This window comes from Bacteroides stercorirosoris (assembly GCF_900142015.1).
GTDB lineage: Bacteria > Bacteroidota > Bacteroidia > Bacteroidales > Bacteroidaceae > Bacteroides > Bacteroides stercorirosoris.
Window position 1 is genome coordinate 19,616 of sequence record NZ_FQZN01000034.1, and the last position, 17,898, is coordinate 37,513.

A 17,898-nucleotide genomic window follows, 5' to 3' on the forward strand; every position below is an offset into this window, starting at 1 on the left:
TTAATTACCTATCCATTGAGTATATTCTTCTAATAAACCGTATTTATATAAAAACAATATTTATATAAAAACAATACGTATGAAGATCATGAAGAATATAAACTCAGCAATCATGATGCTGGCTTTCAGTTCAACTCTCCTTGCAGGGAACACAAAGGAACTAAAGCTGGCATCTCCCAACGGAACACAGGAAATTGCGTTCTACCAGAAACAAGTGTCACCGTCAGTGAACGAACTCTATTACCGGGTGGACTACAAAGGTAACTCCGTAATCAATGAATCCCGTGCCGGACTGGAACTGGACAATCGCATCTGGGAGATGGCTCTCGGAGCAAGAGACCTCAAGCAGCCTGCGTGCTGGATGGATAACCTGGAAGTAGACTCCGTAGCCTATCAGCCCGAAACCAACATCACGTGGCACCCTCTTTATGGCGAGCGCAGTACGGTGCACGACCATTATAAGGCAGCCACCCTCTACTTATCCAAGAAAGACAATTCCGGATACCGCCTCAACATCGAAGTGCGTGCCTATGACGAAGGCGTTGCTTTCCGTTACTTTTTTCCCGAACACCCGAAAGCCATCTTCCATAAAGTCGTAGGCGATCTGACCGAATACACACTTCCCGAAGGTACGAAAGCATGGACGGAACAATGGGCGCAGGCTTTCTTCGAATATCTGGATATCAACGACATCAAACATCCGGTGGAACGTGCGCTGACCCTGGAACTCCCCGGCGGGACATGGGCTGCGCTGGCCGATGCCGATGTAGACGACTGGTGCCTCACAAAGTATCTTGCCTCCACGGATAAAAAGAATACGCTGACTTCCGTCATGTACAGTCCCGTAGACGTAGTGACCTACTACGCTACTCCCTGGAAGATTATCATGGTAGCCGATAAACCCGGAGAGTTGCTGGAACACAACGACATCATCCAGAATCTGAATCCGCCCTGTGAAATACCGGATGCTGCTTCCTGGGTGAAACCGGGCAAGATAATGCGTGAAACCACCATCACCACTGAAGGAGCCATTGCAACCATAGATTTCTGTGCAGCACACAACATTCCCTACATGCTCTTCGACTGGCAATGGTATATGCCCTGCACCTCACACGACGGTGACGCCACCAAAGTAGTTGCCAAACTGGATATGCCTCGCGTGATAGCATACGGTAAAGAAAAAGGCGTAGGCATCTGGGTATACGTCAACCAGCATGCGCTGATGAAACAAATGCGGGAGCTTTTTCCACTGCTCCGCCAATGGGGAATTGTTGGCGTGAAATCCGGATTTGTGCAATATGCCAGCCATCGTTGGGCCACATGGATGCACGATATGGTACGCCTGGCAGCCGAGAACCATCTGCTGATAAATATTCACGATGAATACCGCCCCTCCGGTTTCAGCCGCACATACCCCAACCTGCTGACACAGGAAGGAATCTGCGGTAACGAAGAATTTCCCGATGCAACTCACAATGTGACATTACCTTTCACCCGCATGATCAATGGTGCAGCCGACTATACCATCTGTTACTACGACAAGCGGCTGAAGACCACGCATGCCCATCAACTGGCAGCCTCACTCGTCTTCTACAGTCCGTTGCAAACCATCTTCTGGTACGACAAACCGTCATTTTATAATGGTGAACCGGAGATTGAATGGTTCGAGAACCTGCAAACCGTATTTGACAATACAAAGGTACTGGACGGAGCACCCGGCAAAAACATCACCATGGCACGTCGCAAAGGACAGGAATGGTTCGTTGCACTCCTAACAAACAATAACGGTTCTGCCGAGAACGTCTCTCTCTCTTTCCTGGATAAGGATAAAACTTACCTTGCCTGCATCTACACAGACGGAGGTGAGAAAGTGAAAACCAAAACACAGGTGAAGTGTACTTATCTGTTAGTAAAGAGCACCCAGACCATAAAGTTTCAACTGAAACCCAGCGGTGGAGCTGCCATACGCCTTATACCGGTCGACGGAAAAGAGATGAAGAAATACAAGGCCTACAAAGGACAAAAATTATAAAAGCTGTTTTTTCATTGAGTGGACATAAGCACTTAATCGTATTAATAAGCGATATAAGACTCTAACATGGATGAATCAGGTAGAAGATTTTTTAAGGTAAAAAGAGTTGTTTTCAGGATGTTTTTATTTTAAGGTAATTAAGGATGAAAAAGATACTTCTATTCGTAACTGCATTATGTGCCTCATGCTGGCAAGCGGAAGCTCAATATGTATCCAAGGTTTGGGTAGCCGACCAGAAAGACGGCACCTACATAAACCCTGTGCTGCATGCTGATTATTCCGACCCGGATGTTTGCGCTGTTGGTGAAGATTTCTACATGACAGCTTCCAGCTTCGGATGTGCTCCGGGATTGCCGATTCTCCATTCCCGGGATTTGGTGAACTGGAAGTATGCAGGCTATGCCCTGCAAGAGATCGAGCCTACAGATTTCTTCAATTCTCCTCAGCACGGCAAAGGCGTATGGGCTCCATCCATCCGCCATCATAACGGAGAATTCTACATCTACTGGGGCGACCCCGACCACGGCATCTTTATGGTAAAGACCAAAGACCCTGCCGGAAAATGGGAAAAGCCCGTACTAGTGAAAGCCGGACGGGGAATGATAGACCCTGCCCCCCTATGGGATGAAGATGGAAAAGTTTATCTGGTACATGCATGGGCCGGAAGCCGGGCAGCATTCAACAGTGTCGTCACCGTATGCGAAATGAACGCGGAAGGAACCGGAGTCATCAGTGAACCGGTATTGGTATTTGATGGAAACGACGGGGTGAACCATACGGTAGAAGGCCCCAAACTCTATAAACGAAATGGGTATTATTACATATTTGCACCTGCGGGAGGCGTAGCCACCGGATGGCAGTTAGTGTTGCGCTCACGCAACGTGTACGGTCCGTACGAGAAGAAAATCGTCATGGCTCAGGGCAACACGGAGATTAACGGTCCGCATCAAGGTGCATGGGTAGACACACCAACCGGCGAATCCTGGTTCGTCCATTTCCAGGACAAGGCCATGTACGGACGTGTGGTTCATCTGAACCCGATGAAATGGGTGAATGACTGGCCCGTAATAGGCGAAGACAAAGATGGTGACGGTTGCGGTGAACCCGTAACCCGCTATAGGAAACCCAATGTTGGCAAAAGCTACCCTGTGGAGACACCGGCAGAAAGTGATGAATTCAACACCCGCCGACTGGGGATGCAATGGGAATGGCATGCCAACTATCAGGACACATTCGGATTCACCTCCGATCTTGGTTTCATACGCATCTACGGACACGTTCTTTCCAAAGACTTCGTAAACTTCTGGGAAGTGCCCAACCTATTGTTACAGAAATTTATGGCAGAAGAATTTACCGCCACTGCCAAGTTAAAGGTTTCTGCCAAAATGGACGGTCAACAATCGGGACTGATTGTGATGGGATGGGATTATTGCTACATAGGCGTAGAAAAAGAGGAAGATAAATTTATACTGAAACAAGTGACATGCAAGGACGCAGAACAAAAAACACCTGAAACAGTCATCCGTTTAGTGGAAATACCCGCCAGCCGTCAGTATGAGGCCGGGTTATTTCCGAACTATGAAAGAGATATCTACCTGCGGGTGAAAGTCGGTAAAGGTGGCATCTGCCACTTCTATTACAGTCTGGATGGAAAGAAATATAAAACAGCCGGTACAGCTTTTACTGCACGGCAGGGGAAATGGATAGGCGCCAAAGTAGGATTATTCAGTACCACTCCCTACGGTAAAGAAAGAGGATGGGTAGATGCTGACTGGTTTCGTATTGACAAATAAAAAGAACTGATTATATGAAAACAAAAGGATTATTGTTCGGTGCATGCTTGTGCCTGCTTTCAGCTTGCAACATGCCCGATAAAGGAACAGGTATTGATGTTTATGAAGCACTGGACTACTGCAACGATCAGGTACAGCGCACTTTGACTGAACTCAAAGAAGCTGATGGCACAATCGATTACACCATGATGCCCCGTAACATCATGGACAGCCTCAACGTCTGGCATTGCAGAAAAGCGACAAAAGATGAGTGGTGCAGTGGATTCTGGCCGGGCGTATTATGGTATGACTATGAATATACCGGCAAAGCGGCAATCAAGGAACAAGCGGAGAAATTTACTGAGTCATTGAAATTCCTGTCGCAGATTCCGGCATACGACCATGATTTGGGATTCCTTGTTTTTTGCAGCTACGGCAACGGTTACCGCCTGACGCACAACCCGGAATACAAACAAGTAATTCTGAATACGGCAGACTCATTGGCAACCCTGTTCAGACCACGCGTAGGAACCATTCTTTCCTGGCCGAGAAATGTAGAAATGTTTGGCGGGCACAATACAATCATGGACAACATGATTAATCTGGAGATGCTTTTCTGGGCAGCTAAAAACGGTGGCAATCCATATCTGGCGGATATAGCCATATCCCATGCTGACAAAACCATGAAGTATCAGTTCCGTCCGGACTACACCTCTTATCATGTGGCTGTATACGATACGCTGACGGGAGATTTTATCAAAGGAGTTACCCACCAGGGATATGCGGACAATACGATGTGGGCACGCGGACAGGCATGGGCTATCTATGGTTATACAGTAGTTTATCGGGAAACCCTCGACCCGCGCTATCTGGACTTTGTGCAGAAGGTGACGGACGTTTATCTGCAAAGATTGCCAGAAGATTACGTGCCTTACTGGGATTTTGATGATCCCCGTATCCCCAACGCCCCACGCGATGCCTCTGCCGCTTGCGTAACAGCCTCTGCTTTACTGGAACTATCTACCTATCTTCCAGGAAAGAAAGGCAGTGAATATAAAGATGCGGCTATAAAAATGCTGGCAAGCCTGAGCTCGGACCAATACCAATGCGGTAAAGACAAGCCCGCATTCCTCCTCCACTCTACCGGTCATTTGCCTAATGACTCAGAAATAGATGCCGCTATCATCTATGCAGATTATTACTACATTGAAGCCTTGATACGATTGAAAAACTTGATCGAAGACAAGGCTGTCCTATAAAAAACGCTCTCCCCTCTTACCGTTTTGGTTGGAGGGGAAGCGTAAACCAAAAGGTAGATCCCTTGCCTAACGTGGATTTCACCCCTATTTCACCACCCATATTCTGGATGATAAGCTGACAAATGGGAAGGCCTAAACCGGTGCCTTGCTTGAAGTTGTCCAACTTTATGAACCTCTCAAAAACAAGTTGCAGTTTATCCTCCGGTATTCCGCTACCCGTATCCGTCACATAGTAATAAATATTCTTCTCACGAACTTCGTACCCATAACGGATGCTGCCGCTCGAAGTAAACTTACAGGCGTTGGTCAGGAAGTTCAGCACAAGTTGCTGCAAGCGGTTTTGTTCGGAGAAGACAAGATAATCATCAGGCATTCCGGGTTCAAAAATCAACTCAACCCCACTCTGCAGACGTCGTTCTATCACGTCTTTAAGAATGACTAAAATCTTATTCAGTCGGAATTCAGAATAATGCAAGTCAATGGCTCCGGCCTCTATTTTAGATAAGTCGAGTACATCATTGATGAGCTGCAATAAAATGGCATTGTTTTTCTCTATGATGTTGACATATTCCCGCTTCTCTTCTTCATCTTCCGTCATGGTCAATATACCGGAGAAACCGATAATGGCATTCAGCGGAGTACGGATTTCATGACTGATATTGGCAAGGAAAGCTGATTTCAGCCGGTTGGCTTCTTCCGCACGTTCCTTGGCGGCAATCAGTTCCTGCTCTGCCACTTTGCGTTCCGTTATGAACAGCGAAGAGCCGACCACCATCAAAGGAGTACCTTTCTCATCATATTGTTCTACAAAGCCACGAGCTTCCATCCAGTCCATATCCCGTTCCATAGTATCGGGACGATGAATGCGGTATTCTTCCCGAATCTCCTTGACCTTATTGGAGCGTATATCCTGAAAGACTTTCCGAAGTCGCTCTCTGTCTTCCTCACAAATATACGTGAGATAATCTTGCATTTTGATAGAATAAGTCATCTCCGATATTGCTTCCTTTCCCGGTTCTATGGGGGTATATGAACTATATGTAATCTCATCCGTCTGTAAGTCCCACTGCCAGGGAAGCAGATCGACCACCTCCAATGCCATAGCCAGCTTGGTATGTGTAAAGCGTTGGTTCTGTTCCACCAGCTGAAGCCGTTCCAGTATTTTATTTCTCCGGAACTGGAAAAACAGCACAACCAACAATAACAGTATGCTTCCTACAACAAGAGCCGACTGGTACTTTTCAAGAAAAGTAGGCGGAGCATTCAGAAAAACGGTTCCTGCTGGACAGTTATCAGGAGATAAGCCAAAGTCCACCATATAAGGATAATTAAAAATTACGATTGGCTCCGGCTCATAAGGCGGAATGAAACGCGCCCGTTTACCGTCCATCACGGCATCAACCGCTTTCACAATTTCCTCACAATACAAATCCATGTCATAAACACACCCTCCTATGATATTCCCGTCTTCCTCAATGCTCGACAAGGAAGCTGACAAAGCAAAGAACGGACAAGGCATAGAAGAGTTGGCTATCACTTTATAGGAATTCGCCATCAGAACCATATTCCCCGCAAACATCCGCTTATGGAACCACGAAGCAAACAGGATTCCCGTTTCTTTGGGAGATACCTGCCGCAATGTGTCCAGCAACAGATCCGAACTCCAGGTACCGGCAGACAAGAATTTATAGTCCAGGTCAGCATGTTCCGTTTTAATCAAGTTTTGTATCTGCTGGTCGTAATCAATATCACGGTCAGTCTGGTCGCCAATCAAAAGCAGACTTTTCATATCAGGAAGCATGCTACGCATCATCCGGATATTTTGCGGAATAAAAGAGTGCGCCCGCAAATAAGTCATATTATAGTGGTCGCGCAAATCCCGCAAATAAATTCTGTTTTGTTCCGGCACTACCTGATTATAAATATAGGTACTATCCGACCCCACATATTTGCTTTCAGCACATACTATCAAGGATATGTCCCCCCAATGCTTACGCATATCATCCCGAAGCAACAAGGGGGCATTTCCTAACATTAATACTGCCTTAGGCGGAGTCTCCCCGTAAGTGGAGAAAAGATTTTCCTTATACTGTTTCAGGATTTCCGGAGTTTCGATAGTCAGAATATTCATGTATTCCACTTTCATACTCACATCCCTACGGTCATATTCTTTCTGCATGATGTGTGAAATGATGGTCTGGCTCCACGGAGCACCGGACACATAACTACTGATAATCAACAAATCGGTACTTGCATTTTCCTTTTTGTCTTCGGCTGATACGGGAAAAGAAAGACATAAAAGAATGATGAGGACAAAATATTTTATAGAAAAAAGTATTCTCATGATTGCACAATTTGACTATATTAAAACACATAAACAGAACTTTTAGTTCAACAGCTAAATATTTTCCGTCCGGCAATCAATATTTTTTCAATAAATAATTTTATATTTGCGCTTAACAATTATCACGAAAAACTATTATACATGAAGAAGTTGATTTTTTCATTCACACTTGTTGTTATTACAAGTTGTTTTAGTTCTTGTAAACAAGAAAACCCGTCCAAAGTAATTAATGGAATCGTTTATGATGCCTCAATGAATAACATCACCCTGATCACCGGTAAGGGAGATACAGTAAACATCTGTACAATGGATGCCAATACAAACAAGGTAGGTGGTGTACTATTAAATGACAGTGTAGAAGTGACATGTGTCAAGGAAAAGATTGGAGGAACAGAAATCCTGAAAGCTACGGAGGTAACAATCTTCAAAAAGTAATATTATGGGGTGTTTCTCTCAACACCCCATTTCTTTATTCTCTATTCATAAGACGTTGCTCCGCCATAGCTTCATACTTGGTTCCCGAACGCCCATAGTTAGCATACGGATAAATAGAAATGCCACCACGCGGAGTAAAGATACCCGTCACCTCAATATACTTAGGGTTCATCAGGCTAATAAGGTCTTTCATTATGATATTCACGCAATCTTCATGGAAAGCACCATGATTCCGGAAGCTGAAAAGATAGAGTTTCAAGCTCTTGCTTTCCACCATTTTAATATCAGGAATATAGCTGATACGGATTTCTGCAAAATCAGGTTGCCCGGTTATGGGACATAAACTGGTAAATTCCGGACAATTAAAACGCACCCAATAATCATTCCCGGGATGTTTGTTATCAAAAGCTTCCAGTACTTCGGGAGCATAATCTTGCTTATATTCTGTTTTTCTTCCCAAAAGGGAGAGTTGGTCTTTCAATTCAGTCATAACTATACCATCATTTACTATTAAGATATTTCTCTAATCCTTCACGGCGCAGCTTGCAGGCAGGGCAATGACCGCAACCATCACCCGGAATACCATTGTAACAGGTCAAAGTTTCGTTCCTGATCAACTCAAGCACTCCCAATTCATCCGCCAGCCCCCAAGTTTCCGCTTTATCAATCCACATCAACGGAGTATGGATTACGAACTGCTCGTCCATAGCCAGATTTAAAGTCACATTAAGGGATTTGATAAAAGCATCCCGGCAGTCGGGATATCCGCTGAAATCGGTCTGAGATACTCCCGTCACCATGTGACTGATACCACGTTCACGGGCATACACGGCAGCAATACTCAGGAAAAACAGGTTACGCCCCGGCACGAATGTATTCGGAAAACTACCTTCCGGCTTTTCCTGATCCATAATCATGGTAGCATCCGTAAGCGAGTTATGCCCTAACCCGCCGATAAATGAGACGTCCATCGCCTCAAACTCCACATCTGCCTTACGGGCAATTTCCCGCGCCAGTTCTACCTCCTTTTCATGTTTTTGTCCGTACAGGAAACTCAAAGCAATCACTTTCTTAAATTCACGCTTCGCCCAAAACAGACAAGTGGTAGAATCTTGTCCGCCACTAAATACTACTAATGCAACTTCTTTATTCACGTCTTAAATATCTTTGATTTTCAATATATTATAAGATATATCCTCATCGTACACATCACTGCCGTCAATACGCTTGATAGCCGCTACAACACGGATAGTGACCGGAAGAATCAATACTTCATACAAGGATTTCAATACAATCTGAATACACATCATTATCAGCAGTTCACGCCACGCAATGATGCCGCCGAAAGCCACGGGAAAGAAAATCAGAGAGTCCGCCGTCTCCCCCACTATCGTCGACCAAATGGCACGGGCTGAAAAATGCCGTCCGCCACTTGCCACCTTCATACGGCTCATGACGTAGGCGTTAAGAAATGAGCCGACCAAAAATGCGGTTAGACTTGCCACGACAATACGCGGCGCCATGCCAAAGACAAAATTAAAATGGGCTTCCCCCTCCCAAAAGGGTGCAGCAGGCAATGCTACTGCTATCAGTCCCAACATGACCACAAAGAAATTCATGGCAAAACCACTCCAGATGATAAGGCGCGCTTTACGGAAGCCCCACACTTCGGCAATGCAGTCATTAATGATATACGAAATAGGGAAAACCAGCAATCCTGCGGTAACGGTAATACCGAAAACCTGGATAACTTTCGTTTCAAGAAGATTGGCTGCAATCAGGCAAACATTAAACAGAATGCCCAGCAGCATAAAGGGTACAGATACTTTTTGCTTCATAACTCCTGTTTTTTACGTGGTGTTCTAGAATACACGACCGCTATTCACGGCATCATACATCAATAAATTCGATTGCAAAAATACGATATGTTTTTAATATGGGCAACATTATGTATCTGGAAAGGCAAACTTTTATATCACTGACAGGCAAAGGAGTAAGCACCAGACATAACCGGCCCTTAGCAAAACCGTACCATCTCCGTTGTCTATAGCACGGATAAACTACAGCGAGAGGAACGTTTGGGGACGGTGTTAATGCCATTCAATATCCGCATTAAATCTAAACAAAAACTAAATTACCCCTAAATTTACACATAAATACATATTATACTTTTTAACTAAAAGTAGCGATGGTAAATGCTTGTATGCTATAAACTCTTCTACTTTCCAAGGGCCAAAATACTTAATAAACCTTAAACAAAAACCATACAACAATAATATAATCAAACATACAAAAGCACAATATGCAATATAACATCACAATACACAACGATATATATAAATAAAGAAAATCTTAAATACAAACACATAGAAATAAACAAAATCAATATTTTATTCACGCAAATTTATTAATGTAAGAAAATGACATATAACAGTTATTAATACATCACTCTATTTTTTTTAATTAAGAAAACAATAATTTATATTTGAAGTAGCAATATCAGAACAATATATAAAACAACACCTGATTTAAAATGCTACAACACCTTGATTTATAATATTAATCTTAGAAAAACAATTGCTTATGAAAAAGAAATTGAAGATCCCAGACATTTTATTGTTCATCTCGTTATCTATTTTATTTTAAATTCCAAATTTGGTTTAAACAAAATCATCAAATCATGAATGAAAATCACACACGAGGAATGCTGCATTGCAAACTCCTCACAGCCCTAGCCATTGCGACTCTATTAACAGGAAGCAACATCGCTCTGGCTACTGAAACAAATTCAGAAAACATTAATGTAATTACAGAACAGCTACAATCGCAAGCCATCAGCGGTAAAGTAGTAGATCAAACGGGCGAACCCGTTATCGGAGCAAGTGTTTTGGAAAAAGGGACAAACAATGGCATTGTTACCAATATAGATGGTAAATTCTCACTTACCGTAAACAAAGGAGCCGTTTTGGTTATTTCTTTCATCGGATATAAGACACAGGAAACAAAGGCGGCTCCCAATATGGAAATCACTTTGATAGAAGATGCGGAATTATTGGAAGAAGTAGTAGTAGTAGGCTATGGAATCCAGAAGAAAAAATTAGTAACCGGTGCTACCGTCCAAGTAAAAGGCGATGATATTGCCAAACTGAATACGGTAGACGTAATTGGTGCATTGCAAAGTCAATCTCCAGGAGTAAACATTACTCAAAATAATGGTTTTTTAGGACAAGGTTTTAAAGTAGTTATTCGTGGCATGGGTACTACCGGAAATTCTTCTCCTCTCTACGTAGTGGATGGAGTGACAAACGGTAGTATTGACGGATTAAATCCCAATGACATCGAATCAATAGATGTGTTAAAAGACGCTGCATCTGCTGCCATTTATGGTGCACGAGCCGCCAACGGTGTTATTCTCATCACTACCAAACGAGGCAAAGAAGGGGTATCACAAATAACTTACGATGCCTATGTAGGTATACAAAACTTATATAAAATTCCTACCCTCCTATCCGCACAAGAATACATGCTTATGCAAGACGAAAGCAAAGTAATGGACGGTCAGTCACCTTGGGATTGGGCTTCTTATATACCCGCCAAAGATTTGCAAACTATCCAAGACGGTACTTGGCAAGGAACTAACTGGCTAAAGGAAATTCAAAACACAGATGCTCTGGTACAAAATCATGCCATAAACTTCACAGGTGGCACAGAGCGCTCCACATTTGCAATTGGTGGTGCCTACACCTACCAAGAAGCCACAATGGGAACTCCGAATGCAGTCCCCAATATGAACCGATATAACTTCCGCATCAATTCAGAGCATGTGGTTATAAAGAAAGGGAAATTGGATTTTCTGAAAATCAGCGAAACCCTAAATTACAAATACTCCCAGACCAAAGGTTCATTCGCAACAGGCGGTATATACTGGAACGGTGTGCACAATATGCTGATTATGAGTCCACTCATGCACATCTATAATTCCGATGGCAATTATTATCAATACGCTGACCAGCTTGCAGACGGTTATAAATGGGATACTTCAAACGGTGCCAATAAAAATCCCGTGGCTTATATGGACTATATGACCAATCAAAATATAAGCAAAGGACATTACTTACAAAGCAGCTTTGCAGCCGAACTACAGCCAATCAAAAATCTGCGCATAAAAAGCCAGTTTGGATACATTATGGGAGCTTCCAGCTATCGTGCCTATATCCCCAGATACGATTTGTTGAGTGCCACACTGCAAAATGAAGAAGACAAAGTAACACAGTCTTTTTCTCTTTATAATCGCTGGTCATTAGACAATACGGCCAACTATGCTTTCAGCATTTCCGACCATCACCTTGATGTGTTAATAGGACAAAGTATGGAAAAATGGGGGATGGGTGAAAGTATGAGCGGTTCAGCCATTGCTTCTAATTTTTACGATTTTGAACATGCCTACCTCTCTAATGTCCCTCTAAAAAGCAACAGCGTATCTTCGTTGACCGGTTCTCCCAGTGGACAAGGTTCCATTGCTTCATTCTTTGGTCGTATCAACTATAACTACAAAGAAAAATACATGGCATCTGTCATTATGCGTGCTGACGGGTCGTCTACGTTTGCCCGTGGGCATCGTTGGGGATATTTCCCATCAATATCAGCCGGATGGGTACTTACCAATGAAAGTTTCATGCCTAAATGGAATTGGTTGGACTTCCTGAAATTCCGTGTATCATGGGGACAGAATGGTAACTGCAATGTATCCACTTTCCAATATCTTTCACTCATCACTTCCAATAACAATTATGGAGGATATAGCTTTGGCGACTCTATGGATCTTATCAGTACAGGTTCTTACGCATACCGTCTGACCAACCCAGATTTGACCTGGGAAACACAGGAACAGCTGAACATCGGTATAGATGCCCGTTTCTTCAACAGCCGTCTCGCTGTGGAATTCGACTGGTACAACAAAATGACAAAAGACTGGTTGGTTACAGCTCCCGTACTCATGTCCTTGGGTGCAGACGCCGTATTCGTCAATGGCGGTAATGTCAGGAACAGGGGTTTTGAAGTCGCCTTACACTGGAATGACCATGTTGGTAAGGACTTTCAATACGGTGTCAACCTGACGTTAGCGCAGAATAAAAACGAAGTAACTAAAATTGCTAATGCAGACGGCATCATACACGGAAGCAAAAGCATACCTTGGGAAGGTGCCACAGAATTATTCCGTGCTGAAGTAGGCTATCCTATCGGTTATTTCTACGGTTATAAAAGTGCCGGAATTTTCCAGAATCAAGAGCAAATAGACAATTATAAAGGCGCCAAGCTAAATGGAAATAAAACGCAGCCGGGCGATGTGATCTGGGTGGACACAAACGGTGACGGCAGCATCTCCGAGGATGACCGTACCCAAATAGGTGACCCCAATCCTGACTTGACAATGGGATTATCTTTCAATGCCAGTTGGAAAGGTATCGACTTGGCCGTCACTACATACGGAGCTTTCGGACAACAAATTTTCAAATGTTATCGTGACTTCGTAGCCTCTCCGCTGAACAATTATACAACGGATATATATAACCGCTGGCATGGCGAAGGCACTTCCAATAAGATGCCTCGCCTGAGCAGCTCTGTCAGCAGCAACTGGAATAGGATATCTGATATCTACATAGAAGATGGAGATTATCTGAAAATTAAGAACATTACTGTCGGATATGATTTCAAAAAAACTTTCAAAAAACTGCCGGTTCAGCAACTTCGCCTATACTTCACAGCACAAAATCTTTTCACCTTCACGGGGTATTCCGGCATGGATCCTGAAATCGGGTTCGGTAGTGAAAACGATAGTGACAAGGGATGGGCTTCCGGCATCGATTTAGGATATTATCCGAGTGCCCGTACTTTTATGGTAGGTGTTAACGTTAAATTCTAATTAAAGAGAAACATCATGAAAAAAATATTATTAATACTATCAACAGCAGCGATTTTATTTTCGGGATGTGAAAACTTCCTTGATACCGATCTGCTTACCCAAAAGACAACTGCCAATTTTCCTGCAACGGAAAAGGATGCACAAGAGATGGTGACAGCCATATATGCGAATCTCTTATTTGAAGACCCCGAACTGTCTTCCGAATTCTACACCGCCCAGTTAGCCAGCGATGACTGCTTAGGTGGTAATCTTTCCGCCTCCAACAACTGTGCCACCAATTTTCTAATGTATACCAATATCAATGGCCTGTCCAGTCTTTGGAGCCGTTGCTACAGACTTATCAACCGTGCCAACAATGCCATCAACACAATGGATAATGTGAAAACCTGGTCAAGTCAAAGCGAACATAATCGCCTGCTTGGCGAATCACACTTCCTACGTGCCATGGCCTACTATGAGTTGGTCAAGATTTTTGGTGGGGTACCTCTGCGCACCACTATTGACAATACGAACATTCCCCGTGCTTCGATTGAGGAAGTATACGAATTGATAGCTTCCGACTTGAAGAAAGCCATCGAACTTATGCCCGATAAAATCTATACACAAGGGTCAAAAATGGAAGGACATGCCACCAAGTATGCAGCTGAAGCAATTATGGCACGTGTTTTTCTGTTCTATACCGGACGTTATGCAAAAGAAGAACTGCCCGGAGGAGTCACTAAATCACAGGTTATTCAATGGATTGATGACTGTGTGGATAATTCAGGACATAGACTGGTTTCCGACCAGCGTAATCTTTGGGCGTATACCAACAAAACAACAGAAGACAATGACAAAGGATACCGATATCGATATGTCATCAATCATAATTTGGAATGGGAAGGTAATTCATCCGATGAAACCCTTTTCGCCAATAAACATAATTTAAAATCGGACTGGACATATACCTGGTATTCCAATACCGTAGCCCAATTCTTCTCGCCTTCAGGCGATAATTACTCCAACCAAGCAAGTTATCCTTTCGGCCAAGGTTGGGGAGCAGGTCCCGTTTCTCCGGCAATGGTAGATGAATGGAAATCGTGGGCAAACCAACAGACATACATTGACGGATATACTGAGGATCCCCGTCTGACCGGTTCAATTTGGTCGTACAAGGCCATAGATCCCAACGATGAAAACAATGTATTGATGGACTGTACAATGGATGAAGGCGAACCGGAATATACCGTATCCACCCGCTATTATGAGCAAACCGGATATTTCCAGAAAAAATATATTAATATCAATGCCATCAGTAATGAACCAGACAACAATACAATTGCTCCTTTCGGTAAATTTATGTATCCAGGCATCACCTCGCAGACATCCCAATCATTGCTTCAGATAGCCGACCTTATCCATATCCGATTTGCAGATGTACTACTGATGCAATCCGAATTAAAAGAAGATGCAACGGGACTGAACCGAGTACGCGCCCGCTCTCACCTGGCTCCGGTTTCTTATTCATTGGATGCTATCAAACAAGAACGCCGTTGGGAACTTGCATTCGAATCCATCCGTTGGTGGGATCTACTCCGTTGGTCAGGACCAAGTCTGGAAGAGGCAGGTAACCTCCTGAACAAACAGACCGGATTTAATCTCATTAATGCCGCAACAGTTGTTCCTATGGTAAAATACGATTATAAGGCACGCTTGCAGAAAACCCAAGGTTATTGGCCCATCCCTCAAACAGAGATTGACTTATCAAACGGAATTATCGAACAGAATCCGGGATGGGATTCATCTGCACTGTTCACTGACTGGAATAAGATGTAATTCGTCTAATCTTTTAATAATACAGAGAATATGAAAGCGATAAAAATATTTATGACTTTACTGACAGGTGCAATCATTGCTACAGCCTGTGACCCCATAGAAGATGAGGACTTGCGCGACAAGTACTTTACCAATCCCGGTACTCCGATAACCAAAGCGGAATTACAGGCAGCGATCTCCGTTACTCAACCCATTCCCAATACAGACGGAGCCATAGAAGGCGACCAATATGTTCATATAAAGAATTCACGTCCGGACATCGGAGGCGTCTGGCATATTAAGCCACAAGGCAAGGCCGAACTGACAGTAGTAACAGACAATGACACAATTGTTTTAACAGAGAATCTGGATTATCAGATTTACTATGTAGGTATATCTGCTAACCAAATTATAATAACAGATCCAGTCAGCATCACAGTTACAAATGTGTTCGATGAGTGGTCTAATTTCTTGACTGGAGCCGAAGACAAAGCTGACAAAAGTGCCCAAAAGACATGGAAGTTCCGTGAATCATACAAAAACATTGTGGCCGGATTTGGAGCACACGGTGCCTGGAGATACTATAATCCGATAGAGACCTGCTCTGCCTTATATTGGTGGGGACAAGTCAGTCCGGCACAAGTTGGAGATCAAAAAATGGTATTTGATTTTAATGGAAATAAAATGACTACCTATGATACGTCAGGCAATAAAGCAGCAGAAGGTTTCTTCTCTTTCAATCATGATGCAGTTGAAGAAGGAGTCTTAGGCGAATTTACGACTACTATCCCAACCATCGGAGCATCTTTCGACTATAACGGACAAAAAACAGACAGTCAAAATCCCAATAAGTTCTGGTTACTTACACTAAACCCCGAATACCTGACCATCTATCATCCAGGCAAGTATACAGGTGGAGTGGACTGGGAAAATGAAGGATGGTATGCATTCTTTGAGTCTGAAAACCTCAAATAACAACTTGTAAAATTCTTATTAATCATGAAAAAAATACTTATAACATCTATCGCTATTCTTTTTAGTCTGAGTGCTTGCCATGATGATGATTATATCACTGGTCTGCGTAGTCCCGGTAACGAAGATGACAGTTCTGAAATGGCTGAAAGAGTGGAGGGACGTGTTGCCATTAGTTATGTAACCTACTATGGTACTACTATCCCCAATCCGACCTATCTGACACATATCAACTATGCTTTTGCCGAATTGTATTTTAAAGACGGAAAGTATGAAAAGTTTGATCTTCAAGGTAACAGAGCACGTTTCGACCAAATAAAGAAGTTAAAGGAAAAATACAATCACCTGAAGATTACCCTCTCTTTTACTAATACAGTCTCCAATCCCGACAATACGATACACGGAGGATTCTCTGCCCTGTGCAAAAGTCCGGAGATGCGGAAAAAATTTGCAGAAGACTGCAAAGCATTTGTAAAAGAGGAAGGTATCGACGGAATTGATATCGATTGGGAATTTCCCGGTATGACTTTCGGAAGTAATGCTTTTGACGCAGAAGTCGATGTAGACAACTTTACTTTATTAATGAAAGACCTGCGGGAAACGCTGAATAAATCAACGGAGCTAACCTATGCCGGTTACTGTATGAACGTACGTGAAGGGGCAGAAGGAGGCCGTAAGTATATTGATGCGGCGGCCGTAGCCCCTTATGTCGATTTCATCAATATCATGACATATGACATGGCTGATGCACCCGGACATCAGTCGGCCATTTCAAGACCTGACTTGTACTGGGATTGCCAACGTTCCATAAATGATTATGCAAAGGCCGGTGTCCCCTATAACAAATTGGTATTAGGTATCCCGTTCTACGGAAGAAACAACTTCGCTTCCGGTGGTGCTATCAATTATAGGGACATTCTTAAGTTAAATAAAGATGAAGGGTACATCATCGACAACTGGGATGACACCGGAAAAGTGCCCTATGTAAGCAAGAATGGTCAATTCTATTGTGGATATGACAACCCTCAAAGCATTGCCATCAAAGGCGAATGGATTTTGGGACTGGGTATGAAAGGTATGATGTGCTGGGATTATGAAGGTGACGATGATAACGGCACACTTCGCAGGGCTGTATGGAATGCTGTCATGCAATAATATCCAAACTTAACACAAATATCGGAGGTTGTTCCACTGACCGAATGATTTTGCGATCTTCATTCATAAGTAAAAATAAATACAACAAAGGAGCAACCTCCTTCTTTTGTTAAAGATTACAAAGAAAACAAGCCGATATGAATAAATCTTTCTTATATCTTACTATACTGCTATTTATAATCAACGGCTGCCATACGGCAGAAAAAAGAACA

12 protein-coding genes are annotated in these 17,898 nt (G+C 43.3%); 8 read left to right on the forward strand and 4 right to left on the reverse strand.

Translation table 11 applies throughout. From position 1 onward, the window contains the following. Positions 1–88: 88 nt before the first annotated feature. From BUC01_RS20225 to BUC01_RS20235, 3 genes are all read left to right on the forward strand, one after another. Complete coding sequence (locus tag BUC01_RS20225; RefSeq protein WP_025832779.1) at positions 89–2,032, forward strand: glycoside hydrolase family 97 protein; 1,944 nt, start codon at positions 89–91, stop codon at positions 2,030–2,032. 143 nt (positions 2,033–2,175) lie between these two features. Further along, positions 2,176–3,825 carry a glycoside hydrolase family 43 protein gene (locus BUC01_RS20230; RefSeq protein ID WP_073314661.1) on the forward strand — a complete coding sequence of 550 codons (1,650 nt, stop codon included), beginning with the start codon at positions 2,176–2,178 and terminating at the stop codon, positions 3,823–3,825. A 14-nt stretch (positions 3,826–3,839) separates the two neighbouring features. Then, positions 3,840–5,063, forward strand: a complete 1,224-nt coding sequence (locus BUC01_RS20235) for a glycoside hydrolase family 88 protein (RefSeq protein WP_025832777.1) — start codon at positions 3,840–3,842, stop codon at positions 5,061–5,063. Positions 5,064–5,079: 16 nt separating this feature from the next. Here the strand turns inward: BUC01_RS20235 and BUC01_RS20240 are convergent, their stop codons facing one another. Beyond that, positions 5,080–7,407, reverse strand: coding sequence for a sensor histidine kinase (locus BUC01_RS20240; protein ID WP_083595481.1), 2,328 nt, complete (start codon positions 7,405–7,407; stop codon positions 5,080–5,082). Between the two features lie 141 nt (positions 7,408–7,548). Between BUC01_RS20240 and BUC01_RS20245 the strand changes: the two genes are divergently transcribed. Continuing rightward, positions 7,549–7,842 carry a hypothetical protein gene (locus BUC01_RS20245; RefSeq protein WP_025832775.1) on the forward strand — a complete coding sequence of 98 codons (294 nt, stop codon included), beginning with the start codon at positions 7,549–7,551 and terminating at the stop codon, positions 7,840–7,842. A 34-nt stretch (positions 7,843–7,876) separates the two neighbouring features. Here the strand turns inward: BUC01_RS20245 and queF are convergent, their stop codons facing one another. From queF to BUC01_RS20260, 3 genes are read right to left on the reverse strand one after another with little or no spacing between them, the layout of a single operon-like run. Then, a complete protein-coding gene (gene queF / locus BUC01_RS20250) occupies positions 7,877–8,332 on the reverse strand; it encodes a preQ(1) synthase (protein ID WP_025832773.1) in 456 nt (151 codons plus the stop codon). Between the two features lie 10 nt (positions 8,333–8,342). Continuing rightward, positions 8,343–8,996, reverse strand: coding sequence for a 7-cyano-7-deazaguanine synthase QueC (gene queC, locus BUC01_RS20255; RefSeq protein WP_073314663.1), 654 nt, complete (start codon positions 8,994–8,996; stop codon positions 8,343–8,345). Between the two features lie 3 nt (positions 8,997–8,999). Continuing rightward, complete coding sequence (locus BUC01_RS20260; protein ID WP_025832772.1) at positions 9,000–9,680, reverse strand: queuosine precursor transporter; 681 nt, start codon at positions 9,678–9,680, stop codon at positions 9,000–9,002. An 842-nt stretch (positions 9,681–10,522) separates the two neighbouring features. Between BUC01_RS20260 and BUC01_RS20265 the strand changes: the two genes are divergently transcribed. Genes BUC01_RS20265 through BUC01_RS20280 form a run of 4 tightly spaced genes read left to right on the forward strand, consistent with a single transcriptional unit; the run spans position 10,523 to position 17,686 of the window. Then, positions 10,523–13,765, forward strand: a complete 3,243-nt coding sequence (locus BUC01_RS20265; RefSeq protein WP_025832770.1) for a SusC/RagA family TonB-linked outer membrane protein — start codon at positions 10,523–10,525, stop codon at positions 13,763–13,765. Positions 13,766–13,780: 15 nt separating this feature from the next. Then, positions 13,781–15,580, forward strand: a complete 1,800-nt coding sequence (locus BUC01_RS20270; protein WP_073314664.1) for a RagB/SusD family nutrient uptake outer membrane protein — start codon at positions 13,781–13,783, stop codon at positions 15,578–15,580. 30 nt (positions 15,581–15,610) lie between these two features. Next, positions 15,611–16,534, forward strand: coding sequence for a hypothetical protein (locus tag BUC01_RS20275; RefSeq protein WP_025832768.1), 924 nt, complete (start codon positions 15,611–15,613; stop codon positions 16,532–16,534). A 24-nt stretch (positions 16,535–16,558) separates the two neighbouring features. After that, a complete protein-coding gene (locus tag BUC01_RS20280; RefSeq protein WP_073314666.1) occupies positions 16,559–17,686 on the forward strand; it encodes a glycosyl hydrolase family 18 protein in 1,128 nt (375 codons plus the stop codon). Positions 17,687–17,898: the final 212 nt, after the last annotated feature.